Source organism: Aeromonas sp. DNP9 (assembly GCF_001728955.1).
Lineage (GTDB): Bacteria > Pseudomonadota > Gammaproteobacteria > Enterobacterales > Aeromonadaceae > Aeromonas > Aeromonas veronii.
The window spans coordinates 40,832-66,906 of sequence record NZ_LYSQ01000007.1; the positions used below are offsets into that span (position 1 = coordinate 40,832).

Annotated in this window: 25 protein-coding genes; 11 read left to right on the forward strand and 14 right to left on the reverse strand. The window is 56.3% G+C overall.

The features are described 5' to 3' along the window. Window positions 1–105: 105 nt before the first annotated feature. The 3 genes from zur to A9G06_RS06370 are packed head-to-tail and all read left to right on the forward strand — an operon-like array spanning window position 106 to window position 1,250. The gene (zur, locus tag A9G06_RS21375) at window positions 106–564 is read left to right on the forward strand and encodes a zinc uptake transcriptional repressor Zur (RefSeq protein WP_005335805.1); all 459 of its coding nucleotides are present in this window, start codon (window positions 106–108) and stop codon (window positions 562–564) included. Beyond that, window positions 554–1,015 (forward strand): chemotaxis protein CheX, encoded by a 462-nt coding sequence (locus A9G06_RS06365; protein ID WP_005343179.1) that lies wholly within the window; start codon window positions 554–556, stop codon window positions 1,013–1,015. Before zur ends, A9G06_RS06365 begins: the two co-directional genes overlap by 11 nt. A 4-nt stretch (window positions 1,016–1,019) precedes the next feature. Further along, the gene (locus tag A9G06_RS06370) at window positions 1,020–1,250 is read left to right on the forward strand and encodes a hypothetical protein (RefSeq protein WP_005335809.1); all 231 of its coding nucleotides are present in this window, start codon (window positions 1,020–1,022) and stop codon (window positions 1,248–1,250) included. Window positions 1,251–1,323: 73 nt separating this feature from the next. On the opposite strand, the gene brnQ (A9G06_RS06375) is transcribed toward A9G06_RS06370, so the two are convergent. The 3 genes from brnQ (A9G06_RS06375) to A9G06_RS06385 form a co-directional block, all read right to left on the reverse strand. Further along, window positions 1,324–2,601 carry a branched-chain amino acid transport system II carrier protein gene (gene brnQ / locus A9G06_RS06375; protein WP_069554625.1) on the reverse strand — a complete coding sequence of 426 codons (1,278 nt, stop codon included), beginning with the start codon at window positions 2,599–2,601 and terminating at the stop codon, window positions 1,324–1,326. Between the two features lie 454 nt (window positions 2,602–3,055). Then, window positions 3,056–4,360 carry a branched-chain amino acid transport system II carrier protein gene (gene brnQ, locus A9G06_RS06380; protein ID WP_005335813.1) on the reverse strand — a complete coding sequence of 435 codons (1,305 nt, stop codon included), beginning with the start codon at window positions 4,358–4,360 and terminating at the stop codon, window positions 3,056–3,058. Window positions 4,361–4,551: 191 nt separating this feature from the next. Beyond that, a complete protein-coding gene (locus A9G06_RS06385; RefSeq protein WP_069554626.1) occupies window positions 4,552–5,262 on the reverse strand; it encodes a tRNA1(Val) (adenine(37)-N6)-methyltransferase in 711 nt (236 codons plus the stop codon). 119 nt (window positions 5,263–5,381) lie between these two features. Between A9G06_RS06385 and srmB the strand changes: the two genes are divergently transcribed. Next, on the forward strand, window positions 5,382–6,605 hold the full coding sequence (srmB, locus tag A9G06_RS06390) for an ATP-dependent RNA helicase SrmB (protein ID WP_069554627.1): 1,224 nt from the start codon (window positions 5,382–5,384) through the stop codon (window positions 6,603–6,605). 286 nt (window positions 6,606–6,891) lie between these two features. On the opposite strand, the gene A9G06_RS06395 is transcribed toward srmB, so the two are convergent. From A9G06_RS06395 to rlmB, 3 genes are read right to left on the reverse strand one after another with little or no spacing between them, the layout of a single operon-like run. Then, a complete protein-coding gene (locus A9G06_RS06395; RefSeq protein ID WP_041209216.1) occupies window positions 6,892–7,347 on the reverse strand; it encodes a GNAT family N-acetyltransferase in 456 nt (151 codons plus the stop codon). A 56-nt stretch (window positions 7,348–7,403) separates the two neighbouring features. Next, on the reverse strand, window positions 7,404–7,976 hold the full coding sequence (locus A9G06_RS06400) for a Crp/Fnr family transcriptional regulator (protein WP_005354833.1): 573 nt from the start codon (window positions 7,974–7,976) through the stop codon (window positions 7,404–7,406). A 2-nt stretch (window positions 7,977–7,978) separates the two neighbouring features. Next, window positions 7,979–8,728 (reverse strand): 23S rRNA (guanosine(2251)-2'-O)-methyltransferase RlmB, encoded by a 750-nt coding sequence (gene rlmB / locus A9G06_RS06405; protein ID WP_069554628.1) that lies wholly within the window; start codon window positions 8,726–8,728, stop codon window positions 7,979–7,981. A gap of 854 nt (window positions 8,729–9,582) precedes the next feature. Between rlmB and A9G06_RS06410 the strand changes: the two genes are divergently transcribed. From A9G06_RS06410 to A9G06_RS21865, 3 genes are all read left to right on the forward strand, one after another. Beyond that, window positions 9,583–10,557 carry a hypothetical protein gene (locus tag A9G06_RS06410; RefSeq protein WP_069554629.1) on the forward strand — a complete coding sequence of 325 codons (975 nt, stop codon included), beginning with the start codon at window positions 9,583–9,585 and terminating at the stop codon, window positions 10,555–10,557. Continuing rightward, window positions 10,554–11,063 (forward strand): hypothetical protein, encoded by a 510-nt coding sequence (locus A9G06_RS21860; RefSeq protein WP_139126172.1) that lies wholly within the window; start codon window positions 10,554–10,556, stop codon window positions 11,061–11,063. The genes A9G06_RS06410 and A9G06_RS21860 overlap by 4 nt, the downstream gene beginning before the upstream one ends. Before the next feature lie 375 nt (window positions 11,064–11,438). Beyond that, window positions 11,439–11,768 (forward strand): hypothetical protein, encoded by a 330-nt coding sequence (locus A9G06_RS21865; protein ID WP_139126173.1) that lies wholly within the window; start codon window positions 11,439–11,441, stop codon window positions 11,766–11,768. A 593-nt stretch (window positions 11,769–12,361) separates the two neighbouring features. Here A9G06_RS21865 and rnr read toward each other — a convergent pair. Next, on the reverse strand, window positions 12,362–14,755 hold the full coding sequence (rnr, locus tag A9G06_RS06415; RefSeq protein ID WP_069554630.1) for a ribonuclease R: 2,394 nt from the start codon (window positions 14,753–14,755) through the stop codon (window positions 12,362–12,364). Window positions 14,756–14,889: 134 nt separating this feature from the next. Between rnr and A9G06_RS06420 the strand changes: the two genes are divergently transcribed. Next, the gene (locus A9G06_RS06420; RefSeq protein WP_019445736.1) at window positions 14,890–15,912 is read left to right on the forward strand and encodes a GGDEF domain-containing protein; all 1,023 of its coding nucleotides are present in this window, start codon (window positions 14,890–14,892) and stop codon (window positions 15,910–15,912) included. A 131-nt stretch (window positions 15,913–16,043) separates the two neighbouring features. On the opposite strand, the gene ompA is transcribed toward A9G06_RS06420, so the two are convergent. Beyond that, complete coding sequence (ompA, locus tag A9G06_RS06425; RefSeq protein WP_005335824.1) at window positions 16,044–17,081, reverse strand: porin OmpA; 1,038 nt, start codon at window positions 17,079–17,081, stop codon at window positions 16,044–16,046. A 264-nt stretch (window positions 17,082–17,345) separates the two neighbouring features. After that, window positions 17,346–18,383 carry an SGNH/GDSL hydrolase family protein gene (locus tag A9G06_RS06430; protein WP_069554631.1) on the reverse strand — a complete coding sequence of 346 codons (1,038 nt, stop codon included), beginning with the start codon at window positions 18,381–18,383 and terminating at the stop codon, window positions 17,346–17,348. Between the two features lie 254 nt (window positions 18,384–18,637). On the opposite strand from A9G06_RS06430, the gene A9G06_RS06435 reads away from it, so the two are divergent. After that, window positions 18,638–19,018, forward strand: a complete 381-nt coding sequence (locus tag A9G06_RS06435; protein ID WP_069554632.1) for a YgiW/YdeI family stress tolerance OB fold protein — start codon at window positions 18,638–18,640, stop codon at window positions 19,016–19,018. A gap of 85 nt (window positions 19,019–19,103) precedes the next feature. Here A9G06_RS06435 and mltC read toward each other — a convergent pair whose 3' ends face one another. The 3 genes from mltC to mutY all read right to left on the reverse strand — a co-directional run bounded on the left by mltC (window position 19,104) and on the right by mutY (window position 21,658). Then, complete coding sequence (gene mltC / locus A9G06_RS06440; RefSeq protein WP_069554702.1) at window positions 19,104–20,207, reverse strand: membrane-bound lytic murein transglycosylase MltC; 1,104 nt, start codon at window positions 20,205–20,207, stop codon at window positions 19,104–19,106. 117 nt (window positions 20,208–20,324) lie between these two features. Beyond that, the gene (locus tag A9G06_RS06445; protein ID WP_005335828.1) at window positions 20,325–20,597 is read right to left on the reverse strand and encodes an oxidative damage protection protein; all 273 of its coding nucleotides are present in this window, start codon (window positions 20,595–20,597) and stop codon (window positions 20,325–20,327) included. Between the two features lie 8 nt (window positions 20,598–20,605). Continuing rightward, window positions 20,606–21,658, reverse strand: coding sequence for an A/G-specific adenine glycosylase (gene mutY, locus A9G06_RS06450; RefSeq protein WP_069554633.1), 1,053 nt, complete (start codon window positions 21,656–21,658; stop codon window positions 20,606–20,608). A 237-nt stretch (window positions 21,659–21,895) separates the two neighbouring features. Here mutY and A9G06_RS06455 point away from each other — a divergent pair, with 237 nt between their 5' ends. Next, window positions 21,896–23,134: a multifunctional CCA addition/repair protein gene (locus A9G06_RS06455; RefSeq protein WP_069554634.1), complete on the forward strand. Its 1,239-nt coding sequence runs from the start codon at window positions 21,896–21,898 to the stop codon at window positions 23,132–23,134. Window positions 23,135–23,251: 117 nt separating this feature from the next. Here A9G06_RS06455 and A9G06_RS06460 read toward each other — a convergent pair whose 3' ends face one another. After that, the gene (locus A9G06_RS06460) at window positions 23,252–24,850 is read right to left on the reverse strand and encodes a BCCT family transporter (protein WP_069554635.1); all 1,599 of its coding nucleotides are present in this window, start codon (window positions 24,848–24,850) and stop codon (window positions 23,252–23,254) included. Between the two features lie 9 nt (window positions 24,851–24,859). Beyond that, window positions 24,860–25,387, reverse strand: coding sequence for a hypothetical protein (locus A9G06_RS06465; protein WP_069526903.1), 528 nt, complete (start codon window positions 25,385–25,387; stop codon window positions 24,860–24,862). A 163-nt stretch (window positions 25,388–25,550) separates the two neighbouring features. On the opposite strand from A9G06_RS06465, the gene A9G06_RS06470 reads away from it, so the two are divergent. Next, a complete protein-coding gene (locus tag A9G06_RS06470; protein ID WP_042081587.1) occupies window positions 25,551–26,030 on the forward strand; it encodes a MarR family winged helix-turn-helix transcriptional regulator in 480 nt (159 codons plus the stop codon). Window positions 26,031–26,075: the final 45 nt, after the last annotated feature.

Here is a 26,075-nt window from a genome sequence, read left to right on the forward strand (position 1 = left end):
GGATTTTATCACAACGTGAAGCAGCCCCAGAAAATGAATTTTGTCGCCGCGCCATGCGAGGCCCTGTGATAGTATCCGGCTAATAGAAAGGGTATCTGCGCGATCATGAATCAAGACCAACTTTTACAACGAGCCGAGCGACTCTGTATACAGCGAGGGATCCGCTTCACCCCGACCCGACGTCAGGTATTTCGCCTGCTGGCGGCACACGGCAACGCCATCAGCGCCTATGATTTGTTGGCCCAGCTGCAACAAACCGAAGCCAATGCCAAGCCGCCAACCGTCTATCGGGCACTCGATTTTTTGCTCGAACAGGGCTTTGCTCACAAGGTGGAATCTCTCAACGCGTTTATCTTCTGCTGCCACTTCGATCACGCTCACCCGATGCAGTTGCTGATCTGCGACGAGTGCGGGGATGTGGTCGAGCTTCACGATACGGCGATCGATAGCGCGTTTTCCGAGCAGGCCCACCTGCATGGTTTTACTATTACCAATAAGACGATAGAGGCACATGGCCAATGTGCCCGTTGTACGCCCACTGTAGGAAGTCATCATGAAGGCTGATTTTGTAAATCCGTTCCTGCTATCCCTGCTCAATGTGCTCTCGACCATGGCACAGCTGGAACTCAAACCGGGCAAACCGAAACGCAAGATGGATGAGCTGGCGCGCGGCGACGTCTCCGGCCTGATTGGCATGGTCGGCCCGCAGACCCGTGGCTCCCTCTCAATCAGCTTCGAGAAGGGACTGGCGCTGGAGATCATGCGCCGCATGCTGGGGGAAGCTCCCGCCTCCATCAACGAAGAGGTGACCGACATGGTCGGTGAAATCACCAACATGGTGACCGGTGGTGCCAAACGGATGCTGGGCGAGAAGGGCTACGAGTTTGACATGGCGACCCCCATCATCGTCTCCGGTCCCAACCACACCATTACTCACAGGGCCGATGGCACCAAGATCATGATGCCGTTCGAATCGGATTTCGGTCGCGCCACTATCGAAATCTGCTTCGAGTAACCCTATGTGGAAAGCATTGAAATGGATTTTCATCTGCTGGGCCCTGCTGTTGATCCTGTCGGACATTCAGATCAGCACCTCCCTCTACAAGTACGAAGATAACCGGGTGCTCATCAACTTCCCGCGCTGGGAAGCCAAGCAGCCCTGGGGCACCTTCGAGTGGCATGCCGGACGGGTAGAAACCCACTGGTATGGTCTGGAGGGAAAACCCAAGCCAAAAGGCCCGCAAATCTGATCCTGTAACTGCTACAGCAGAAACAGAAGAGGCCAGCAGTTGCTGGCCTCTTTGCTATCTCGTTGTTTCTGAATCAAGCCGCTTCGGCCGCCAACTTCCCGCTTGGTCGCACCAGGATGCCGACGATGCAGGCCAATAGAGTCGGCAGCAGCCAGGCAAGCCCCTTGTCGAACAGCGGCAGGAAGGCAAAGCCGTCCATCGCCATCCCGGCAACCCCCAGCCCATCGAGGCAACCAAACAGAAAGGCGACCGTCAGCACACCGCGAAACACCAGCCGTGGCTGGGCAAACCACCCCTTGAGGAAGGTCACCAGCACCAGCGCGATGGCCACCGGATAGATGGCCACCAGCACCGGGATGGAGAGGCCGATCAATTCGCTCAACCCCACATTGGCCACCAGTGCACAGAGCGCCCCCAGCAGGATCACCCAGTTGCGATAGGCCCAACCTGTCAGGCCATGGAAGTAGTCGGCACCGGCACAGAGCAGGCCGACCGCACTGGTAAAACAAGCCAGGGTAATGATGGCCGCCAGAATAAACTGACCCGGTTGACCAAACAGACTCAGGACGTAGGCATTGACGATGGCGCCGCCATTACTGATATCGCTCGCCACCCCACCGGCGCTGTTGCCCAGCTGAAAGAGCGAGACATACACCGCCGACAACCCAACCGCCGAGATCAAGCCTGCAATGGTCAGATATTTGAACTGGCTGCGATAATCCTCGATCCCCTTCTGGCGCAGCAACCCGATGATCAGGGCTCCAAACATCAGGGAGGCCAGGGTATCCATGGTGTTGTACCCTTCCAGCATCCCTTTGGTAAAAGCCGCATCTATGTACTCACCGCTGGCATCAGGCATGATGCCCTGCGGCGTCATAAAGACCCCGACCGCCAGAATAAGCAGCATCGCCATCAGGGCTGGGGTCAGATACTTGCCGACCGCATCAAGGAGCTTGCCCCGATCGAGCGCCACCAGGATCACCAGCGCAAAGAAACTCAGGGTGTAGATCAGCAGCCCCTCGTGACCGGCATCGCCGAGCCAGGGCTTGAGCCCCATCTCGTAGGCGACCAGACCGGTGCGGGGAATGGCAAAAGCAGGCCCCATGATGATATAGATGGCGATGGCTAGTGCCGTCGCAGCCCCGGCGGGCAGATAGCGGGTCATTCCGGTCCAGCCACTCGCGCCGCCCCCCGAACTCCCCTTGGCCACCGCAATCAGGGTGATCAGCGGCAAGCCCACCGCCGTCAGCAAAAAGCCGCACATGGCGGCCAGCAGATGCTCACCAGCCATAAAACCGGCCAGCGGCGGAAAAATGATATTGCCAGCCCCCAGATAGAAGGCAAACGTCATAAACCCCAATCCGAATACGTCGGACAACTTCAATGATTTCGTCAAACTCAACCTCATCTGCCTTATCAGCTTGTTATTGATTGCACCCACTGCCTGGCAGATAACCGGTAACAATACCTCTCGCCCCCACACGGCCCGCGGACCGGATGAGGCGCACCACCTTTAGCATAAAGAAGAGGAGTTCGATCTCAATCACCAATTAATATCTTGAAACAATTTACTGCTGCGGAATTAATCGCCGAACAACTCGGCGCTCCATAAACAGGTGTCACACGTGGCGTATGGGAGGTGAGAAGGGGGGGGCAGGTTATAGCGGCCAAATACTGCTGCTCAGGTGCTATCTGCGTACAGTGACAATTACGGCAGCAAAGCGAGGCGAGGCGAGAAGCTAGGCTCACAGAAAACAAAAGAGCCTGCACGGGGCAGGCTCTTGGCAATATCAGATCGGGTGTGATCAGGCAGCTTCGGCAGCCATCTCGGTCGGACGCACCATCACGCCAACTACGCAGGCCAGCAGGGTCGGCATCAGCCAGGCGAGGCCCTTGTCGAACAGCGGCAGGAAGGCAAACGCATCCATCTTCATACCGGCAGCACCCAGACCATCCAGGCACCCGAACAGGAAGGCAACCATCAACACCCCACGGAACACCAGACGTGGACGGCCGAAGTAACCCTTCAGGAAGGTGACCAGCACCAGCGCCACGGCAACCGGATAGATGGCAACCAGTACCGGAATGGAGAGGCTGATCAGCTGGCTCAGGCCCACGTTGGCCACCACGGCACAGATAACGCCCAGCAACACCACCAGCTTCTTGTAAGCCATGCCGGTCAGATTGTGGAAGAAATCGGAACAGGCAGAGATCAGGCCCACGGCAGTGGTGAAGCAAGCCAGAGTGATGATGGCCGCCAGAATGAACTGACCCGGCTGACCAAACAGGCTCAGTACGTAGGCGTTGACGATGGCGCCACCGTTGCTGACATCGGTCGCCACACCGGCGGCAGTGTTACCCAGCTGGAACAGGGAGACGTACACCACGCTCAGACCAACGGCAGAGATAAGGCCAGCAATGGCCAGATACTTGAACTGGCTCTTGTAATCGTTGATGCCTTTCTGGCGCAGCAGATCGACGATCAGGGCGCCAAACATCAGGGACGCCAGGGTGTCCATGGTGTTGTAGCCTTCCAGGATCCCTTTCACGAAGGGGCTGTTCTGATAGTCACCGGACGCATCAGGCATGGAGCCTTGCGGCGCAACAAATACCCCGATCGCCAGAGTCAGCAGCAGCAGCATCAGTACCGGAGTCAGGTATTTGCCGATGGCGTCCATCAGCTTGCCCTGGTTCATGGAGACCAGAATGGCCACACCAAAGAAGATCACGGTATAGGCCGCCAGACCCGCTTGCCCCATATCACCGATGAACGGCTTGAGGCCCATTTCGTAGGCAACCAGACCGGTACGGGGCGCGGCAAAGGCCGGGCCTATGATGATATAGATGGCAACGGCCAGCGCAGTCGCGACACCGGCAGGCAGCAGCTTGGTCATGCCAGCCCAACCGTTACCGGCTTTCGCCACGGCCAGAATGGTCACCAGAGGCAGGCCCACGGCAGTGACCAGGAAGCCAAACATCGCCAGGGAGAGGTGCTCACCAGCCATGTAACCGGCCAACGGCGGGAAAATGATGTTACCGGCGCCCAAGTAGAAGGCGAAGGTCATAAACCCTAATCCGAGTACATCGGACAATGTGAGTGATTTCGTCAAGTTCAACCTCGTCTGTCTTGTAAATTATTGCTTGTTATAGTTTTTATCGGTCGCTGACCGGGTGTGTTCAGGGGGTATAAAAAAAGAGCCCCGCATGTTTTTTCATCGCAACCAGTGGTTTTAGCTGGTCTGGAGCGGGCACTCGATCTGGAACCAGCATAATGGCGTGAAAAAATAGTTCAAGACGAAATTTACATCTTCAAATAGAAGGGGTTGGTCAGTTGGATATATCTGTCGGAATAGGCCCCGTCAGCAGAATGGATCACAATTTCACCCCTCTCACACCTGTTTAATCCTCTGCCAAGTAGCAATAAAACACGATTTGCCTCTTTACCCTCTCTGGTGATAACAGCTGTATAACAAATACCATGCAGATCATAATTCGCCGAAATACATAAAATTTCATCGGCCATCGCCGTCGGCAGCACCAGCGCCACCTGCCCGTTCGGGCTCAGCAAACGATCGCAGGCCGCCAGTAATGCGGGGCTGTCGAGGGCGCCGGTATGGCGGGCCAACGCCCGCGCCGGATCGCTAAATGACTGGCCTGCCACGAAATAGGGAGGGTTGGAGACGACAAGATCGTAAGGGGCTGCCTGATAATCCTGAATGGCACTCTCTATGACGGTCACCCGATCGGCCCAGGGAGAGGACGCCGCATTCTCCCGCGCCTGGCTGGCCGCATTAATATCCAGTTCGACCGCATCAAGACGGCAGTCAGATCTGCTGCGCTGGGCCAGCATCAGGGCGATCAGGCCGCTGCCGGTGCCGATATCGAGCACTCGACGCGCCTGTTCGACCGGCGCCCAGGCACCGAGCAAAATGCCATCGGTGCCCACCTTCATGGCGCAGCGATCGTGATTGATATGGAACTGTTTGAAGGTAAATCCGCGACTACGTCCCATCTGGCCCCCGTCATCTGCAAAAATGGTGGGCGATTATAGCGGCTAAGACACACTCACCAATAGGAGCCGACGAGATAATCGCCTATAATCTGCCGTTTCCTTAATGACCGAGTATTGCCATGAGCCAGTCCTTTGATGATTTCGACCTGCACCCTGCCCTCAACCGGGCTTTGGCCGAGATGGGATTCACCCGCCCCACTACCATCCAGCAGATGGTACTGGAGCCAGCCCTGGACGGCCGCGATATTCTGGCATCCGCTCCGACCGGTACCGGCAAGACCGCCTCTTTCCTGCTGCCGGCGCTTCAGCACCTGCTGGACTTCCCGCGCCGCAAGCCGGGCCCCTGCCGCATGCTGATCCTGACCCCGACCCGCGAGCTGGCGCTGCAGGTGACTGCCCACGCCAAGGCGCTGGCGGCCCACACCAACCTCAGCATCGAGACCATCATCGGCGGCGTCAGCCATGAAGAGCAGCTGCCTGCCCTGACCAAAACCACCGACATCGTGGTCGCTACCCCGGGCCGTCTGCTCGAGTACATCGAGAAAGAGGAGTTCGAAAGCCACGACATCGAGGTGCTGGTGCTGGATGAAGCGGACCGCATGCTGGACATGGGCTTCATCAAGGATGTGAACCGCATCGTGGCAGAGGCGCGCTACCGCAAGCACACCATGCTCTTCTCCGCCACCCTGGAAGGGGCCGGCCTTGAGAAGTTCGCCAGCGAAATCCTCAAAGATCCGGTGGAGCTGCACGCCGAACCGCCGCGCAGCGAGCGTCGCCCCATCACCCAGTGGATCCATCTGGCCGATGACGCTGCCCACAAGCTGGCGCTGCTGACCCACATCCTGAAAAACCCGGAAACCCAGAAGGCGATCATCTTCGTCAAGACCCGCGAGCGTCTGGCGGAGCTCTCCGGCCAGCTGCAGGCGGCAGGCATCTCCTGCGCCTGGATCCGCGGCGAGATGGAGCAGAGCAAGCGTATCGAGTCGATCCGCAAGTTCCACGAAGGGGAAGTGCCCTTCCTGATCGCCACCGACGTCGCCGCCCGCGGCATCGACCTGCCGAACGTCAGCCATGTCATCAACTACGACATGCCCTACGGCGCCGATGTCTACGTCCACCGGATCGGTCGTACCGGCCGCGCTGGCAACCGTGGCTGTGCCATCAGCCTGGTGGAAGCCCACGACATGGCGATGGTCGCCAAGATCGAGCGCTACACCGAGGAGCGCCTCAAGCGCCGGGTGATCGACGAGCTGCGCCCGAAACACAAAGAAGCGCGGGTACCGGTGAAGAAGAAAAAGCCGGTCGACAAGAAGAAGTCCGCCAAGAAGAAAAAGAAGAAGTAATCGCCTGGCGATAAAGAGAAGGGCCATCCCGCGGGATGGCCCTTCTGCATTCTGTACATCTGGCAAATCGGAGCCGTGTTACTTAGGGCTCGCCACAGCCGTAGCAGGGCTATTTGCAGCCAGAACGGCTCACTATAAATTTAATTTATGGGTTTTAGCTGAATGCCCTAACCAAAACTTATAGTGAACCTCATCCGATCATCAGGACATCAATCTGCCCGCCAGACCCCATGTCGGGCCATCGCCCGATCCGGGCAACGAATCCCCCCTGAATGCAGTCGGTCTGTCAGGCCACCGTCTTGCGCATGCCGATGTGGGGGATATCGTCCTCGACATACCCCTCCCCCTCGGCCACAAAACCGTGCTGGCCGTAGAAGCCCTGCAGATGGGCCTGCGCCCCCAGCCAGATGCTGTGGGTCGGCCAGCGCGCCTCGCACGCCTTGACCGCCTCGCCGATCAGCTGGTGACCGAGACCACCGCCGCGCGCCCTGGGTGAGGTCACCACCCGACCGATGGCGGCACCGCGCTCGTCGCCGATGCCGGGCGCCATGATCCGCGCATAGGCGGCCAGCAGATCGCCCTGATAGCCGAGCAGGTGCCAGACCCCTTCGCGGCGATCGAGCCCGTCCAGATCCTGAAAGGGGCAGGTCTGCTCCACCACGAACACCTCGGCCCGCAGCGCCAGCAACTCATACAACTCGTCAGTGGTCAGTTCAGACCAGGGTTTCAGGATCCAGTTCATCGGCAACTCCTTATCAGTTCGGCCTGCCAGCATAATCGCGGCGCCAGTGCCCCGCATTAACCTTTGTTAAGTTCTTTCAGTCGCTTGCGAATGCGACTAAGGCTGATGGGAGTAATGCCGAGATAGGCGGCGATCTGGTGGTCGGGCACTCTGGCATCGAGTGCGGGAAAACTGTCGAGAAAGTGCTGATAGCGCGCCTGCGGGCTGCCGGTCAGCAGCAACTGCTCCTTCTCCTCCTTGATGCGCAGCTGCACCTCCAGCAGGTGCTGGTACCAGCGCGGCCAGCCGGGCAACTGGCGCAAGTCGGCCAGACTGAACAGCTGCAAACGGCAGGGCTCCAGCGCCTCCACGCTGTAGCGGGCAGGCTCGCCACTGAGCAGGTGGTGGAAGTCGAGAAACTCGTCCCCCTCCCAGTAGAACTCCTTGATGTACTCGCGGCCATCCTCCAGCACCAGCTTGGCCCTCAGCAGCCCCTGCTCTACCCTGACCAGCAGATCCGGGCTGTCGCCGGCATGCCAGAGACAGCTTTTCGGGCTGAGGGTCAGCGGGCGGGCAAAAGAGAGGAGGCGCGCGGCCTCCTCTCTATCTGCGACCTGCGCCCAATCGAAGGGGGGTCTGTCAGTCAGCATGATTAACCGCGACGCTGACGCACGGCTTCAAACAGGCAGACGCCGGTTGCCACCGAAACGTTGAGGCTGGATACCGCCCCCGCCATCGGGATGCTCACCAGCTCGTCGCAGTGCTCGCGGGTCAGGCGACGCATGCCCTTGCCTTCGGCGCCCATCACCAACGCCATCGGGCCGGTCAGTTTGGCCTGATAGAGGTCGTGATCGGCCTCACCGGCGGTGCCGACGATCCAGACGCCGCGCTCCTGCAGCTCGCGCAGGGTACGGGCCAGGTTGGTGACCTGAATAAGCGGCACCACTTCGGCGGCGCCACAGGCAACCTTGCGCACGATCGGGGTCAGGCCGGTGGCCTTGTCGCGCGGCACGATCACAGCATGAGCCCCGGCAGCATCGGCGCTGCGCAGGCAGGCGCCTAGGTTGTGCGGATCGGTCACGCCATCCAGCACAAGCAGGAAGGGCTGGCTCTGTTGTGCCGCCAGCTCGTCCAGCAGGCTGGCCAGATCGTGCTCGGCCAGCTTCGGCGCCTCTTTCACCCGGGCCATAATGCCCTGGTGATTGTTGCCTTCCGCTTTGTCATCAAGGGTCTTGCGGTTCACGCTCTGCACGCGCAAGCCGAGGGATTCCAGCTCGGCCAGCAGGGGTTGCAGCCGGTCGTCATCCCGCCCCTTGAGGGCCCACACTTCGATGAAGCGCTCGGGAGTGCGCTCCAGCAGCGCGGTGACAGCGTGAATGCCGTAGATCAGTTCAGTGCTCATGTTCAAGATCCGTAGGTCGGGTCGCATAAATGTGCCCCGAAGAAAAATGGCCGTACCGGCAACCTAACCCCCATGATGCTGGTCTCGTCACCGGTCGCTAAATGATGGCGCATCATACCAGAGACGCCGGCATCTAGGGAGAAGGAAGCTGCTCGGCCAAGCGCCTACCGCTATATCGAATCCTTCGGCGGCATATGGCGGCAAGCCAATCATGGCCTGTTAGCCATTACGCGGTGCTCAAAACGATGAGTGTTCAAATTTCAGTTTCCCAATTTCAGTTCATTGAAGATCAGCCCTTTCCTTGTTGATGTTCGACTTCAACACATCTCGGAACGATTAATTTATTGATCTTGCTCAGGAAAACATTATCACCCACTTCCCTCTCCTGAATAGCTCGCTAACATATACGTTTGGCAACAGCCTCGCCGGAGTCACCCATGGGGCAGGCCTACGCCACATCACAGGTTAACAACAGCAGGCTGGAGGCTGAAATTCAGGGGCGGTAGTCGTGCCTGATGGAATGGATAAGCGAGTAGCACGAGTGGCGCGATCACTGAACATGGTGACGGCCTTATGTGGATTTCTGAGCGGCTCACGCCGCCGTGGCTTGGTTACATCGTCCATGAGCACCCATGTGCTTTTTGTATACTGTCGTAATAGTGACGCAGAAAGAGGAAATCAAGCGAATACGCTCGGCACGAGAAGCAAGCTGGTAATATGTTGATTTAATGATAATTTTTACTTGGCGACGATAAAGATGTTACGGAGTTATATAGAATGCTCTGCTAACGGATTAGTACCGCCTTCCATCTAATCACTGTTAAGTGCTACTAAACACCTAATTAAGAGTAAAAATGAAAGAATATGAAACCATAGAAGAATTTGTTGATTCATTTGAATTTGAAAACATCGTTTACGAAAAGAAAGGTAATCATGATCATATACATACTTTAATACCGATGATTTCAAATGATTTCATTTATGCTCTACAAGCTAGCGAACAAACTAACGTAAAACATATTATTCATTTAGTGTTTAGTTCTTTTGATCACAATGGTAATTTTAACTTAGATAACTTCATTGAAAACCATGATCAAAATTATGATAAAAATGACTACTCTGTAAGCAAAGAATATTTAATGAGCGATTACATGGTAGCCTCTATTGTTGGAATATCTAGAGATTTTTCAAGAGTAATGCAGGAGATCAAGGTTAATAAAGCCAATCACATTAGCTATATTACAATTGGAAGGCTGCCTTCTACCTTTCAATCAGCTGCAATACTTATAAAAAATGGTTTTTACTATGAAACCAAATGTTTGTATCGTGTGATACTTGAGCAAATTGCATATTCATTTCAATGCAGCAACACTAGTGACGACAATGTTTATAATCTGAAACCACAATCTAGCATAACTGAACTCAAGAAAATATTTTCAAATGCAGGAGTTCTTAATGGGTTATTTTCACAGTTCATCCATCATAACAAGAATATATGGAATGAGTTTATAGATAATGAACACTATATAATTTCTCGTTCTGGCTCTCGCTCAAAAGATAATGTTATTTTTTTGGCTTTTTTAGCGGAAATGTATCTAGTAGTTGTATATGATATCTACAAGCGATTAAAACACAATGAACCAGATGAATTATTTTGTGGTAACATAATCATCAATATTGATATAATCGGGAAAGTAAAAGACTATTTCAAACAGAAATTTGATATAGAGTCTGAAAGCACTCAACAACCAGCTCTAGGTACCCCCTCAAGCGACACTCCTGAATCAGGCATTATACCTCAGCAGATAAAAGTAAGCATGGAAAAATGAAGAGATTTGAAAAGACACAATATTACATAAGTAATGGGTTCGTAAAAACACCGACTAACAACTCTGGGCTGTCTACGGATGTTTTGGTCAAAGGTACTACAGTGGTTAGAATTGGTGATGACAATTCATACCATCATTTCGCAGATGGGGTCTGTGGCGGTTTTTTTAAGTCCAACCATTTGGTCTGCATTTCAAGTCACCAAACTCCTTTAGGTGTTCCACACAGTCAAGGAAGCACAGGTCATGAATATACTGTAACAGAAATGGAATTATTATCTGAACTTACAGACGCAGAGGCTCTTCAATACAATAATTGGATCATACCTACAGTAAAGGATGTGATTGCAGGGAAAACACCATCATCTGATCCATTTGGGATGTTAAGCATTACTATAGAACTGATTCACTATGCTAAAAAGAACAACCTAAAGTTGGATCTGATTCAACCCAAAAATGTAATGAAACGTGGTTCAGTTTGGGTTCATATAGATCCATTTGCATTTTAGGCATAAGAGGGACTGTCAACGTGTGGCGTTTCCAGTCCCAATAAACCGTAGTGGTTACGGTAGTGTTATGCGTTGCTAGCCCCTTAGGCGGACGTTAGGGCTACTTTCTTAGCAACAGAAGATTATTAGGGAAACTGAAGATACATATCGATACAGAAGTAGATGATGTTGTAACTCTACAAAAAAGACAACTTTCCAGTTTGTTTTGAGTGAGGCTTTGGTTTACTTATCACCAATCATGGCCTTCTTTTGGGTGGCATTTTTAGTTTCAGGGGGGCTTACAAATGAAGAGAAGCTTGTAATATTTTTGGACTCTAAAGCTCACGACAACTCTCTTTCTAAAATCGGGCATATAACTCTTGAAGTATTAGTTTAATGACTATTAAGGATTTTCCCACGTCACGCTGGCTAGAAGAACTATCGGATGATATCTTGTTGTCAATTTCAAGAATAATATACTTTTTTGGCAGTAGTGTAAGTGGCTCTATTTTGGCGATAGAGATTTATTCAAATTTAAATCCTACCAAAGACAATCCAACTCCTGAGTTTTGGTTTTGGCTTGGGCTTTCTGCTATTTTCGGGTTCGGGGCATTTCTCTATGGCTGTAGCACTAGCTATACCTTCAAGTATAAGAAGGACATTACCAAATCCTGTCCTAACAAGTCAAAGCAGGCGGATACCGATAAAACTGGTGCCGATGTTTGAGGCGTTATGTGTAATTTATCTCACAAGGAAATAGACGTGCTCTACGAAACGTCAATATTTGAAAAGACATCTAGTTCAAGTGCAGCCAAGGTTGCGGCACTTCCACAAGATAACGAAACGTGGTGCTGAGCTATAAAAGTTGGTGTCTCGATAGCTTATCTTGGTGATTCAACTAGCCAAGATGCTAAAGAGTTCTCATCCCTCGATGAACTAATCAACTACGCTCATTAAAATTTAATTGGTGAGGTGTTAGTTATCACCGGGGCTAAGTCTTGGCGTTTTTAGAGAAAAATGGGGCCCCCACCTTTCTGAGCTCCACGTAGAGGCCAATAGAGTGGCAATCACGCAGGGATTGAGCTCCTAGCCATAGGCACGGCGCTTGGCCGCTCTCCGCCGAAGGGCTAAGCCCCCCCCCCCCCCTTTTGCGCTGACCATAAAAAATCCGAACCCCGGTAACAGGGTTCGGATTTTTTTCATCTCAAGCGTCGCAGGCTTTTGTAGTGATAACCCGGGCGCTGATGCAGATACCCGGGGGCCATCAGCCCCTTACGACCTCAGCCTAGGTCGCCAGACCCAAGCCATAGGCCGAGGGCTTACCCCTTGGCCTTCACCTTATCGCGAGCCTTTTTGCCCGGTCGTCTGTTGCTCGGTTTGGCGCGGCCACCCTTGTCGGATTTGCCGTGATCCTTGCCCTCTTTACGTTTTTCGTGGCGCTGGGCGCTCTTGGCCTTCTCTTTCTTGATCTCGGCCTGCTTGCGCGCCATCTCTTTGGCGTTCTTGCCGGTGGCCTTGAGGGGCTCTTCGACCATCACGAAGTCGATCTTGCGATCATCCAGGTTCACGCCCATCACCTTGACCCGCACCTTGTCGCCCAGACGGTAGCGACGGCGGAAGTTCTCGCCAATCAGCTGCATGTGCAGGGGATCAAACTGGTAGTAGTCGTTGGTGAGGGTGCTGACGTGCACCAGACCATCGATGTGGATCTCCGCCAGACGGACGAAGAAGCCAAAGCCGGTGACGCTGGCGATAACGCCGTCAAACTCGTCACCCACGTGATCCAGCATGTACTCGCACTTGAGCCAGTCGGCCACGTCGCGAGTGGCATCGTCGGCACGACGCTCGGTCATGGAGCAGTGCTCGCCCATCGGGTCCACTTCTTCCAGCTGGTAGTGATAACCACCGCTCGGGGTCCACTTGTGGCGCAGGTTGCCCTGCTGCTCCTTGGCGGTCTGATACTTGATCGCCCGGTGCAGGATCAGGTCGGGATAGCGACGGATTGGCGAGGTGAAGTGGGCGTAGGACTTCAGGGCCAGACCGAAGTGACCGATGTTGTCGGCCTGATAGATGGCCTGACGCATGGAGCGCAGCAGCATGGTGGAGAGCAGCTCCGCATCCGGGCGACCTTCAAACTTGGCAGCCAGCTCGGCGAAATCTTTCGGCTCGGGCTCGAGACCGCCCTTGAGCTCCAGACCCAGTTCGGCCAGGAAATCGCGGAAACCGGTCAGACGCTCTTCGCCCGGACGGTCGTGCACCCGGAACAGGGCGGCGGCTTCGTTCTTCTCGATATAACGGGCAGCAGCCACGTTCGCCTGGATCATGCACTCTTCGATGATCTTGTGGGCGTCGTTGCGCACCAGCGGCACGATGCGGTCGATCTTGCGCTGGGCGTTGAAGATGAAGCGGGTCTCCTCGCTCTCGAACTCCACCGCGCCACGCTGATGGCGGGCATGCTTGAGCGCCTTGTAGAGGTTGTTGAGCTCCTCGATATGGCCCACCAGCGGATCATACTGCTGGCGCAGCTTGGGATCGCCGTCGAGGATCGCCGCAACCTTGGTGTAGGTCAGACGGGCGTGAGAGTTCATTACCGCTTCGTAGAACTTGTAGCCGGACATGCGGCCAGCGGCGGAGATGGTCATCTCGCACACCATGCAGAGGCGGTCAACCTGCGGGTTCAGAGAACACAGACCGTTGGAGAGCACCTCCGGCAGCATGGGCACCACGAACTCGGGGAAGTAAACGGAGTTGCCGCGCTGATAGGCTTCGGCATCCAGCGCCGTGCCGGGCTTCACGTAAGCGGAGACGTCAGCAATGGCAACCCACAGACGCCAGCCGCCACCACGCTTGGCTTCACAGAAGACGGCGTCATCGAAGTCACGGGCGTCTTCCCCGTCGATGGTCACCAACGGCAGGGCGCGCAGGTCGATGCGGCCCTCTTTGGCTTTCTCAGGCACCTGCTCGCCGAGACCGGCAACCTCTTTGGTCACCTCTTCCGGCCAGGTGTGCGGGATACCGTGGGTACGCAGGGCAATTTCGATCTCCATGCCCGGCGCCATGTTCTCGCCCAGCACTTCCAGTACGGTGCCGACGGCATTGATGCGGGAGGTAGCGCGCTGATTGATGCGCACAACCACGACCTGGCTCTGGCGAGCCCCTTTGTTCTCCCCTTCCGGGATGATGATGTCCTGGCCGATACGGCTGTCATCCGGCACCACGAAACCTACGCCATTCTCGACGAAGTAACGGCCGACAATGTCTGCCTCACGGGACTTGAGCAGGCGCACCAGACGAGCTTCCTGACGACCCTTGCGGTCGATCTCGGTCGGTTGCACCAGCACGTAATCGCCATGCATCAGGCGTTGCATCTCTCGGTTGTTCAGATACAGATCCGGACCACCACCTTCCGGACGCAGAAAACCGAAGCCATCCTTGTGGCCGATTACATAACCTTTGACCAGATTCAGGCGATCCGGCAGGGCATAACATTGGTTGCGAGTGAATACCAGTTGTCCATCACGCTCCATGGCGCGCAGACGACGACGCAAGGCTTCCAACGGCTCTTCATCTTTCAGCTTGAGGACCTTGGCCAACTCTTCACGGGACATGGGCTTTTCATGGCCCTTGATGAGTTCCAGGATCAACTCGCGACTGGCGATGGGGTTATCGTATTTTTCGGCCTCGCGTTCGAGGAAAGGATCTTTTTGAGACATAAGCAGGCCTTAGGGTAGGTGGTAACGGTGCCATTATATCGGAGGGGGGGGCGAATGGCATCCATCGGCTGCCTTTTGGCCAATCTCTCTGTCATACTATCTTCAGTTCGCTGGCATGATGAGACACAGAACTCATGAGTAAGGACACATTTGCCCAATCCGCCGCCTATCTCAAACAGGCGGTTCCCTTGATGATCAAGTACCAGATCCCCACGACGCCGGACAATTACCACCTGTGGTACAACTATGTCTCGGCCAGCATGCCCGAGCTCAACCAGGCGATTGATCAGGCTGTCAAAATGCAGGGAACCTGCTCACTCACTACCTGCGAGCGGCTCTATCACCAGTATCTGGCCGCTCAGGACGAGAAGCAGATGGAGGCGATGAAACTGAGCCTCGCCGCCATGGCCAACGAGCTCGGCCACTCCATGCAGGACGCCATCTCCGATACCGGCATGTTTCAGGAGATGCTCGACAAGAGTTTTGACAAGCTCAGCCGCATTGATGACGAAGGTTTCAGCCTGGAAGACACCATGGGGATCCTGCGGGAGCTGGTGCGCGAATCGCGGGATGTACGCATGTCCACCATGCACTTTCGCAACCAGCTCAGCAATGCGGAGAAAGAGATCAAGGAGCTGCGGGCGGCGCTCAACGAGACACGCAAACTGGCCAACGAGGATGCCCTCACCAACCTGCTCAACCGCCGCGCCTTCGATCTGGAGCTGGAGGGGTTGATCCGCAGCCAGCACCCCTTCTCGCTGATCCTCGCCGATATCGATCGCTTCAAGAACTTCAACGACGAATATGGGCACCTGCTCGGTGATCAGGTGCTGCGCGCCTTCAGCAAACGGCTGCGCGACGCCTGCAAGGAGGGGGTCACCGCCTATCGGCTGGGTGGGGAGGAGTTCGCCATGCTGGTCCCCCATCGCTCGCTAGCGCTGGCCAGACAGATGGCGGAAAGCATGCGCCGCGCTATCGAGCGGATGTCGATTCTGGATCGCAAATCGGGCCGCCGCATCGACCACATCACCGCCTCGTTTGGCGTGGGCGAGTTCAATGGTCAGGAGAGCGCAGACTGTCTGGTCGAACGTACCGACAAGCTGCTCTACAAGGCCAAGGAGCTGGGGCGCAACCGGGTGATGCCGCTCCCTTCCTGATTTAGTCCCTTGTCCGACCGCAATGCCAATGTAAAAAGCCAGTCAGATCAACTGACTGGCTTTTTGGTCTCTCTTGCTCCAACAGGGGCTGTTCATTCCAGCCCCAGTGGAACTCTGCTCAGTGTGAAGGATTACTCCTGCACCTCGCTAACACCTTCGACTTTCACATCAACACGGCGATCCGGAGCCAGGCAGACGATCAGCTCACGCTTGGACTTGCTGACGCAGCTGTCGCCGGTAACCGGTGAGGATTTACCACGCCCTTCCACATTGATCTTGGCGGCCGGGATCCCTTTACCAACCAGATAGTTGGCAACAGTCTGGGCACGCTGCTCGGAGAGCTTCTGGTTGTAGGCATCAGAACCGATACGGTCGGTGTGACCAATTACGGTTGCCACGCCATCTTTGGGTCGTGCTTCTTCAATCTGGCTATAGAGGCTATCCAGTGCCTGACTGGCCTCTGGCTTGAGGGTCGCCTTGTTGAAGTCAAACAGCACATCGGAGCTCAGGGTAAACTGCTTCTCAACCATCACAGGTGCAGGAGCAGGTTCCGGGGCCGGGGCGGGCGCAACAGGGGCAACCTGACCAAAGCGATAAACCGCTGCCAGCGAGAGCAGGCCGTTATCCATTCTCAAACCGGTATCATCGCGGCTGCCATACGGGGTGGTGTACTGATACTCCAGGCGAGCGGCCCAGTCGAGATTGAACGCATACTCGGCACCCAGTGCACCGACCATGACAAAGCGGCTGTCATCTTTGTAAACATCGCTCTTGGTATCAGCCCAGCCATAACCGCCACCGACACGGCCATACAGATCCAGATTATCGGTAACCGGGAAGCCCAGTTTCAGGGTCAGTTGAGCCAGCTGTGCTTTTACTTCATCACTGAAAGCGCCTGCCGCCGTAGTGGCATCGTATTTGTAATTGCCCAGATAGTCGTAACCCAGCTCCAACCCCAGATTCTTGTTGATCTGATAACCGCCAAACACGCCTGCCCCCAAGGCATCGTTGGTCTCATTGCCAAGGGTCAGGGCATTGCTTTCATCAATGCCGTAGAAGTTGGACCAACCCAGTTTGGCACCGCCATACCAGGTGTTGTCTTGACCGGCAGCCTGGGCATTGGCCGCCAGCAAGCCGGTAACCAGCAAGGTAATCAATGATTTTTTCATGTTTGAGCCTCTGCAACTTTATGTAGGAGGAGGTTGATTGATATCACCTCGTCTTATAGGTGCAACCACCCAAAAGCGATCGCAGCATATCAACGTTAGCCTATTTTCAAGTCACTGATATCAATTAACAAAAAACACTCTAACGCAACCACGTTACAAAAACAGCAACAAACGTTTGTTATTTGAACTGAATGTGACGCAAAAAGACGCACAGATGAGGGCAGATAGGAAAAAAGGCCAGCAACATGCTGGCCCGAAGCGATATCAGTGACGAACAAACTCGTAGTGCTGATCGATAAAGTCAGCAACACGCTGGCTCAGTACCTTGTGCACCGTCCTGGTCGGATGCACTTGATCCCAGAATATATGCTCATCGCAGTTGAGAGTTGCGGCTCGCCCTTTTGCCTGCCCGCTCACCACCGCCTGCGCCAGGATCGGGTTACCGGCAATAGCCACTCTTTCGGAGACACTCAAAGCCGGGGTCGCAGCCACCTCGGCGGCGCTGCCGGAGAACGGCTTCCACGTATAGCCGCCACCGTAGCAGGCGTGTTCTGTGTCACTCAGCCCGAACAGCTGGGGATCGCGCATCATCTCGTCAAACTGCTTGTCCACTTCGAACAGCTTCACGATGCCAAGGGGAGCCAGCTCTCGAGTGAGGTTCTGCAACTTCTGGTTGTGGTAACTGGCCACATGGCGCACCTTCTCCACCACCTTCATACTGCGGGCTGACGGGGTCTGCCCCAGATCAGGAATGTTGAACAGCAGGATCTGCTGCGCACCGTTGAGCACCAACCGGTTGGATGCCAGCCGGATGGTATCGATCACCCTATCCGCATCCCGCTCAGTGTTCCAGCCATAGGCCAGATAGTCGTTGGCACCGACCCAGATCACCACCAGATCATCGGGGCGGAATTTGTCCTTTTTCAGGAACTGATCGATCTCGTAATCGAGGTTGTTGATCACCTGATATTTGGGATCCCAGGACCAGAAACCGAGCCAGCCGTTCAGGGCGCCCAGATGGTTATAGGCCACCGCGGTTGCACCGCCTTCCGCCTCGTTGGCCACGACCAGACCGGGAAAACGCTCGTCACCCAACTGCTCCAACCACACTGGGCCGTTGCTGAAGCGCCCGTTGAAGTAGGGTGGGCTGGAGGGGAGATACCCCCGCATCTTTTTGTACATCTTGCCGGTGTCGGAGAGGCTGTCACCAAACATCACAACCCGGGAAAAAGGTTGGCGTCCCTCTGCCGCTTGCGCGGTCAATGCCATTAACCCCAATAAACAAACAAGCCATTTTTTCATATTGTTATGCTCTTCGATTAAGCAGGTGAGACCTGCGGACTTCTCCTCGAGTGGCGACAGGCATGGGAAGAGTCTGCTGCCACTGACTTCTGGTGAAGGCGACAGATTACAGTTCCAGATGAAATCACACATGTTCCGACACCGATGAAATCGCTTGCGCTCACAAAACAGACAATCACACCAGCCTATTTCTTTCACGCTTGTTTCACATCCCCCCCGGCACAATGCCCCCATACCAACGACAGGAGTATGAAATGAACAAGGCAAGCGTAATCGGACTGTTGACCCTGATGTCTGTCTCCTCTTTTGCCATGGCGGCCTATACCGGCCCGCAGGAGCAGAACAAGGTTTCCGTTGCTCAATTGAAAGATCTGGCCGATGACAGCTGGGCCACCCTGGAAGGGAAACTGGTCAAGCACCTGGGCGGTGAGAACTATCTGTTCCGCGATGCCAGCGGTGAAGTGGAGGTCGAAGTGGATCAGGATGTGTGGCGTGGCACCGAAGTGGGCCCGGATGATCAGATCCGCATCCGTGGTGAAGTGGACCACAGCTGGAACAAAACCGAAGTGGAAGTGAAAACCCTGGAGAAAGTGGGCGCGGCCCCGCAGACCAAGGGCGGCTTTATCGCCAAATAAGGCCACTACAACGACGAACTGGCCGGACGTTAAAAGGGCGCTTGATATCAAGCGCCCTTTTGCATGGTTAACCCAGCGTCACCGCTTAACCGGCCCGACTGGCAAAGGCTCTTTTGAACCCCTTCTCGGCCTGATTGACCTTGTAGAGGTAACGGCGCGCCTCCTCTTTGGGATGTTGCTCGGTCAACACCTGATAGACCGCCTCGGGGGAGAGCCGGTTGATCCGGCCCGGCGCCGCCTTGCGATCGCTGGAGAAGGTATTGAGCACCCCGCCAGCGCCACCGTTATAGGCGGAGATCACCGCATAGCGACGGGAGCGCGGATCCTGAATATCCGCCAGATAGACGGTCTGCAACAGGTGCAGATAGGCGGTACCGACATCGATGTTGTAGGCCGGGTTGAACAACTCCTCCCGGGTCGGCTGGCCGTTCTTGCCCTTGACCCGCACATAGACGTCACGACCGGCGGTAGCCGGGATCACCTGCATCAGGCCATAAGCGTTGGCATGGCTCACCGCATAGGGGTTGAAGCTGCTCTCGGTCTTGATCACCGCATAGATCAGGCTCTCCGGCACGCCGTATTTTCGCGACGCTTCCCGGATGATCCCCGCATACTTGTAGCCCCGTCGATCTTCATGGTTAGCCACCATGGGAATATCGACGAAGAAGATGGTGCGAATCCCCAGAGTGCGCTTCTTCATCGCCGTGTTGAGCAGGTAATCGGCATAACGCTCGGCGCGCCAGGAGGCGCGGATTGGCTGGCGCTGATTGTCCAGCACCTGACCGTAGAGGAAAGGCTCGCCGCCGGTCAGAATTTCCCGGTCGGAGTAAAGATCCACTTCGGCCGGATCGTCCGGCGTCAGCAGGGTCTCGATAATGGCGCGACGCAGGTGAGCGCGGGGATCTATGCCAGAGACCGTCTCCACCATGATGTGGCCGCTGGAGAAGTCGATGTGGGCCCGGCTCTTGTACTGATCCGTATATTTTACGTAGTCAAACTTGCCCGCAAACAGCGCCTCCCGCCCCCATATCTCGTTCACGTTATGGGAGAGCGCGCTGATCATGTGTTCAAAACCGCGGATGTCCTTGCCGTTGACCAGATCGTCATCCTCACTCCCGCTGGGCTTGGGGGAGGATGAGCAGGCATAGAGAAACAGCAGGGTGCACAGCAGCCAAAAAATTCGGCCCATAGGATCCTCAAACCGGGCAGCAGAGCTGCCCATCATTCATTTGCTGCGACTTCAGGAGCGGTCACGCCAGTGTGGCGCCATTCCCGCACCTGTTCACACGTACAACAGCCGGAGAGCTTACTGGGCAGGCGGGGTGTAACCTTCGATCTGCACTTCACCTGCATCAAACAGGTAGCTGACCATCTCTTTTTCCAGCAGTTGGCGATGCTCAAGATTCATCATGTTGAGCTTTTTCTCGTTGATCAGCATCACCTGCTTCTTCTGCCACTCGGCCCAGGCTTCCTTGCTGATGTTGTCAAAAATCCGCTTGCCGAGCTCACCGGGATAGAGTTGGAAATCCAGACCCGGGCCCTCTTTTTTCAGGCGTTGGCAAAATACAGTACGGCTCATGTTGACCTCTATGGTTGTAACTCTGGATAGGCGAGCAGACGGGCCGTGGCGGCCGCCAGCCCCACCTCGGCAGGATGGCGTAAGTTATACCAGAGTCGGTTATCTGCTTCCATGAGCCGCAGCGGCTGCGCCTCATCAATGTCAATCAGCAGCGGCTGAATATCGAGATGGAAGTGGCTGAAGGTATGGCGAAAACCGGCCAGTTCACGATAACCGTGATGGCTCAGGCCGAGGGATGCCAGCAGACCATCCACCTCCGCCAGCGAGGCCACCTGCGGGAAGCAGTAGAGCCCGCCCCAGATCCCTTGTGGCGGCCGCTTCTCCAGCAGCAGCTCATCGCCGTGACGGATCAGCAGCATGATGCCATCGCGAGCCGGAATGCTCTTCTTCGGCTTGCTGTTGGGGTAGGCAGTGGGGTTGCCTTGCGACAGCCCCTGGCAATCGGCCCGCACCGGACAGCGATCACAGGCAGGCTTGCTGCGGGTGCAGATCGTCGCCCCGATATCCATCATCGCCTGATTGTATTGCGCCACGCCCAGTTTGGGAGTCAGCCGGATGGCGATCTCCCACAGCTCGTTCTCCACCTGTTTTTGGCCGGGCCAGCCCGGCAGCGCCAGCCAGCGGGTGAGTACCCGCTTCACATTGCCATCAAGGATGGCGTGGGGCTGACCCAGAGAGAGCGACAACACGGCCCCGGCGGTAGAACGACCAATCCCCGGCAGCGCCATCACCTCGTCAAAGCGCTCGGGAAAGAGACCGTGGTGGTGATCGCGGATCTGCTGGGCCGCCTTGTGCAGGTTGCGGGCCCGGGCGTAGTAGCCAAGCCCGGTCCAGTGGTGCAGCACCTCGTCGACAGGGGCATCGGCCAGCGCCACCACATCGGGGAAGCGCGCCATAAAACGCTGGTAATAGGGGATGACTGTGGCGACCTGGGTCTGCTGCAGCATGATCTCCGAGACCCAGACCCGGTAAGGGGTCTTCTCCTGCTGCCAGGGCAGGGTTTTGCGGCCATGAAGCTCGTACCACTCCAGAACCCGGCTTGCGAAGGTTGATTGATTCACGTTGTTCTCATGTCGTTGATATATGGGGAACTCTGCGGTTCCTTCGGCTCATCTGGCCTGAGCGGGCATAAAGTCATCCCGCAACACAGCGCCAGCTGTCTGGTGCGGCAGCGTAAGGCCTCGCCACGCCCAAGTCAAAGCCGCGCTGACTGGCGTTGCGGGCAGGTGGAGGTCAGGCAGCAAAGCGGTAACAAAGACGATATACTCGGCCCCACGATTGATGACGGGAGAGACGGTTTGCAGACTTATCTGGTTGGGGGCGCAGTGCGGGATCGCCTGCTGGGATTGCCGCAGGGCGACAGGGATCATCTGGTGGTCGGCGCCACCGTGGAGCAGATGCTGGCACTGGGATTTACCCAGGTCGGTCGCGACTTTCCCGTGTTTCTTCACCCCAAAACCCAGCAGGAGTATGCCCTCGCCCGTACCGAACGCAAACAGGGTCAGGGCTACACCGGCTTTGTCTGCCACGCCGCCCCCGATGTGACGCTGGAACAGGATCTGCTGCGCCGGGATCTCACCATCAACGCCATCGCCGAAGATGATCAGGGCCAGCTCCACGATCCCTACGGTGGCATCAAGGATTTGGAAAAACGGCTGCTGCGCCACGTTTCCCCTGCCTTTGCCGAAGATCCGCTGCGCATCTTGCGGGTCGCCCGCTTCGCCGCCCGCTTCCACGCTCAGGGCTTTACCATAGCGCCGGAGACCCTCGCCCTGATGAGCGAGATGACGGCCGCTGGCGAGCTGGCCCACCTCACGCCGGAGCGGGTCTGGAAGGAGCTGGAAAAAGTGCTGCTGGGGCCGACCCCGCAGATCTTTATCGAGGTGCTGCGCCAGTGCGGCGCCCTCAAGGCGCTGTTCCCAGAGATTGATGCGCTGTTTGGCGTCCCCGCCCCGGCCAAGTGGCACCCTGAGATCGACACCGGCATCCACACCCTGATGGTGCTGGAGCAGGCGTGCCGGATCTCCCCCGAGCTGACGGTACGCTTTGCTGCCCTCTGCCATGACCTTGGCAAGGGAGTGACCCCCAAGGAGTTCTGGCCAAGCCATCACGGTCATGGCCAGAAGGGGCTGCCGCTTATTCGCGCCCTGTGCGAGCGGTTCCGGGTTCCCAACGAGTGCCGGGATCTGGCGCTGCTGGTGAGCGATCTGCATACCCATATCCACATCGCCTTTGAGCTCAAGCCCGCCACCCTGCTCAAGGTGTTCGACAAGGCAGATGCCTGGCGCCGCCCCGAGCGCTTTGCCCAGTTGCTGGATGCCTGCCGCGCCGACTTCCATGGCCGTACCGGTTTCGAGGAGCGGGTCTATGCCGAGCCGGACTATGTGGCCGAAGCGCTGGCTGCCGCCCAGGCGGTGCCGGTGAAAGAGATAGTGGCGGCCGGTTTCAAAGGGGAAGAGATCAAGGAGCAGCTCGCCAAAAAGCGCACTGATGCCATCAGCCGCATCAAGGATGAGTGGACCTTTATCGAGGAGTAACCTCGGTCCCATAACAGACGGCCGCCCTGATGATGAGCTCCGCAAGGAGAGCATCGCCAGGGCGGCCGTTTTGCATCCAGATTGATATGTGAGGGGCGCTCACCCCTGCTGGTGCCGTTATGCCGGACCAATTCGCTCCATCAGGCTCATATGGGATGAGCCATCGTGGCGCTTGAGGTTCTGGCGATACTCGAACTGGCGCTGACTCTCCTGCTTGAGCCCCAGCATCAGCGAATAGCACATCGCCAACATGATCACCGAGAACGGCAGCGCCGCTATGATGCTGGCCGCCTGCAAGGCTGCCAGGCCGCCGGAAACCAGCAGGATAGCGGCAACCAGCCCCTGCCCCAGACCCCATACGGCGCGGTGCAGTACCGGCGGCTCCTGATCACCGATGGAGAGCAGGGTGGTGATGACCAGCGTGCCCGAGTCACTGGAGGTGATGAAGTAGGTGCAGATGAGCAGGGTCAACACGGCCTTGGCGATCCAGCCGAAGGTATCCCAGTGCAGCAGTTCGACCGTCTTGTAGAGCGCCAGCGTCACATCCTGATTGACCGCAGCCACCACGCCACCACCACCAAACAGCTCCAGATTCATCGCCGTGCCGCCAAACACGGTGAGCCAGAACATGCCGAGCAGCGAGGGTACCAGCAGCACACCGAGCACAAACTCGCGAATGGTACGCCCCTTGGAGATACGGGCGATAAACATGCCGACAAACGGCGCCCAGGCAATCCACCAACCCCAGTAAAACGCCGTCCAGCTCGACTGCCAGGCCGAGGTGCCGTTGGCCTCGGTGTTGGTCCAGAAGCTCAGTTTGACGATGTTCTGCAGGTAATCACCGATGTTCTGTACATAGGCGTTGAGGATATAGGTGGTCGGCCCCAGCACCAGAAAGAGCGCGAGCACGAAAACACTCAGCCAGATATTGAGCTCGGAGAGGAGCTTCACTCCGCGCCCGACCCCGGAGACCGCCGAGAGGGTGGCGATCAGGCTGATGCCGCCAATCAGCCAGAGCTGGTTGGACTGCGACACTGCCATACCGAACATCTGGTTGAGGCCGGTATTCATCTGGGAGACACCCAGTCCAAGGGAGGTTGCCACCCCGAACACGGTGCCGAACACCGCCAGCACATCGGCCGCATGGCCCCAGAAGCCGTAAATGCGCTCACCGAGGATGGGGTAAAGCACGGAGCGGATCGCCAGCGGCAACTTGCGACGATAACTGAAAAAGGCCAGCGATAGGCCAACGATCACATAGATGGCCCAGGGGTGCAGGCCCCAATGGAAAAAGGTGAGGCGCATGGCGATCTGGGCCGCTTCCGGGGTCATCCCTTCGGTAATGAACGGATTGCCCTGCAGATGGTTCATCGGCTCGGCGATGCTCCAGAACACCAGACCGATACCCATGCCTGCGCTAAAGAGCATGGAGAACCAGGCGAAGTAGCCGAACTCCGGTACCTGGTCGTCGTCACCCAGCCGGATGCTGCCAAAACGGCTGAACATCAGGTAGACAGCGAAGAACAGGAACAGGGCGACCACCAGAATGTAGTACCACTTGAACCCGGCAATAATCTGATCCTTGGCACCGACAAACCAGGCGGCCGCGGTATCGGGAACAAATACGCCAAATAGCAAAAACAGGGTGATCACGGTGAGGGCCGTCATGGCCATGGTGGGGTTGAGGCCTTTCAATAGCCCTTTGCTTGCTCGCATCCAGCCTCCTTAGTCGTTGTTGAAAAAGTCTTCGCCCACATGATCACCGGCGCCGCCGATGGCGCGATAGACCAGTTTGCCGGCTGCCTGTTCGCGGTGATCCACCAGCGAAACCGAGGGCTGGCCATTCACGGCGTGACGCTTGCCAAGGAAGATGGCCATGGGAACCCCCAGATTGGAGACACCGCTGGTGATCCAGAGGCGGTTGAAGTCGTAAGAGCCACCGATGAACTCCAGCTGGGCCAGGCCGGTATCGAGGCCGGTCAGATAGAAGTTCATGGCACTTTCGTCAGGAAAGAGGTGCACCAGCACATAGGCGTAGCGCAATTCATTCACCAACTCCTTTAGGTTGAAAGTACCTGTCTCACTACAAGAGAGGGGTAACTCACCATCATAGTGGTGCACCTTGAGGTTGTTCGGGTCTTCATCATAGGCAGGCTGATAGCGCACAAAAGCCGAGGTATCCGGCAGTTCATAGCGCACTCTGACCACACGTAACTCGGCCACCAGAGACTTGATATCCAGCTCGTCATTCATCATTTCGCTCCTCAAATGTCAGGGTGAATTCCGTGAAATGCCCGTCAACCTAACACAAAATTAATTAGAGCAGAAATCATTACAGCAAAAACCATATTGACCTTGTGACGAATTAGGCGGAAAATTCTGCGCCTCTCCATAGCCCTCCAATGACGCACACCCCATGGAAAAACATGATGAAGTGCTGGTCGCCCTGCGCCAGATTATTCGTGCCATCGACATGCACTCCAGGCGCTTGATCAAAGAAGCCGGGCTCACCTCCCCGCAACTCTTGCTGCTCAAAGGGATCGACGAGCTGGGACAGATCTCCATGCGTCAGCTGGCCGATCACACCAACATGAGCCAGGCCACCGCCACCACCATCATGGACCGATTGGAGAGCCGTCAACTGGTGCAGCGCGTTCGCAGCAATACCGACAAGCGCAAGGTTCACGCGACACTGACTGACGCAGGTCGCGCCCTGCTGGCCCAGGCCCCGACCCCGCTGCAAGAGCGCTTTATCCAACGCTTTCAATCCCTTGAAACCTGGGAGCAGACCCTGCTGCTCTCCTCCCTGCAACGCATCTCATCCATGATGAATGCAGACGAAATCGACGCGGCCCCGGTGCTGAGCGTCAGACCCCTCACCGAAGAGCAGGCATAAGCTGCTGAACAATTTCAGGCATAAAAAAGCTCCCGAAAGGGAGCT

Excerpts from the sequence above, each read along its gene's own strand:
- zur (WP_005335805.1), top strand. The coding sequence starts at position 106 with ATGAATCAAGACCAACTTTTACAACGAGCCGAGCGACTCTGTATACAG.
- A9G06_RS06365 (WP_005343179.1), top strand. The coding sequence starts at position 554 with ATGAAGGCTGATTTTGTAAATCCGTTCCTGCTATCCCTGCTCAATGTG.
- A9G06_RS06370 (WP_005335809.1), top strand. The coding sequence starts at position 1,020 with ATGTGGAAAGCATTGAAATGGATTTTCATCTGCTGGGCCCTGCTGTTG.
- brnQ (WP_069554625.1), bottom strand. The coding sequence starts at position 2,601 with ATGACGTTTGCCTTCTATCTGGGGGCTGGCAATATCATTTTTCCGCCG.
- A9G06_RS06385 (WP_069554626.1), bottom strand. The coding sequence starts at position 5,262 with ATGGGACGTAGTCGCGGATTTACCTTCAAACAGTTCCATATCAATCAC.
- srmB (WP_069554627.1), top strand. The coding sequence starts at position 5,382 with ATGAGCCAGTCCTTTGATGATTTCGACCTGCACCCTGCCCTCAACCGG.
- A9G06_RS06395 (WP_041209216.1), bottom strand. The coding sequence starts at position 7,347 with ATGAACTGGATCCTGAAACCCTGGTCTGAACTGACCACTGACGAGTTG.
- A9G06_RS06400 (WP_005354833.1), bottom strand. The coding sequence starts at position 7,976 with ATGCTGACTGACAGACCCCCCTTCGATTGGGCGCAGGTCGCAGATAGA.
- rlmB (WP_069554628.1), bottom strand. The coding sequence starts at position 8,728 with ATGAGCACTGAACTGATCTACGGCATTCACGCTGTCACCGCGCTGCTG.
- A9G06_RS06410 (WP_069554629.1), top strand. The coding sequence starts at position 9,583 with ATGAAAGAATATGAAACCATAGAAGAATTTGTTGATTCATTTGAATTT.
- A9G06_RS21860 (WP_139126172.1), top strand. The coding sequence starts at position 10,554 with ATGAAGAGATTTGAAAAGACACAATATTACATAAGTAATGGGTTCGTA.
- A9G06_RS21865 (WP_139126173.1), top strand. The coding sequence starts at position 11,439 with ATGACTATTAAGGATTTTCCCACGTCACGCTGGCTAGAAGAACTATCG.
- rnr (WP_069554630.1), bottom strand. The coding sequence starts at position 14,755 with ATGTCTCAAAAAGATCCTTTCCTCGAACGCGAGGCCGAAAAATACGAT.
- A9G06_RS06420 (WP_019445736.1), top strand. The coding sequence starts at position 14,890 with ATGAGTAAGGACACATTTGCCCAATCCGCCGCCTATCTCAAACAGGCG.
- ompA (WP_005335824.1), bottom strand. The coding sequence starts at position 17,081 with ATGAAAAAATCATTGATTACCTTGCTGGTTACCGGCTTGCTGGCGGCC.
- A9G06_RS06430 (WP_069554631.1), bottom strand. The coding sequence starts at position 18,383 with ATGAAAAAATGGCTTGTTTGTTTATTGGGGTTAATGGCATTGACCGCG.
- A9G06_RS06435 (WP_069554632.1), top strand. The coding sequence starts at position 18,638 with ATGAACAAGGCAAGCGTAATCGGACTGTTGACCCTGATGTCTGTCTCC.
- mltC (WP_069554702.1), bottom strand. The coding sequence starts at position 20,207 with ATGGGCCGAATTTTTTGGCTGCTGTGCACCCTGCTGTTTCTCTATGCC.
- A9G06_RS06445 (WP_005335828.1), bottom strand. The coding sequence starts at position 20,597 with ATGAGCCGTACTGTATTTTGCCAACGCCTGAAAAAAGAGGGCCCGGGT.
- A9G06_RS06460 (WP_069554635.1), bottom strand. The coding sequence starts at position 24,850 with ATGCGAGCAAGCAAAGGGCTATTGAAAGGCCTCAACCCCACCATGGCC.
- A9G06_RS06465 (WP_069526903.1), bottom strand. The coding sequence starts at position 25,387 with ATGAATGACGAGCTGGATATCAAGTCTCTGGTGGCCGAGTTACGTGTG.
- A9G06_RS06470 (WP_042081587.1), top strand. The coding sequence starts at position 25,551 with ATGGAAAAACATGATGAAGTGCTGGTCGCCCTGCGCCAGATTATTCGT.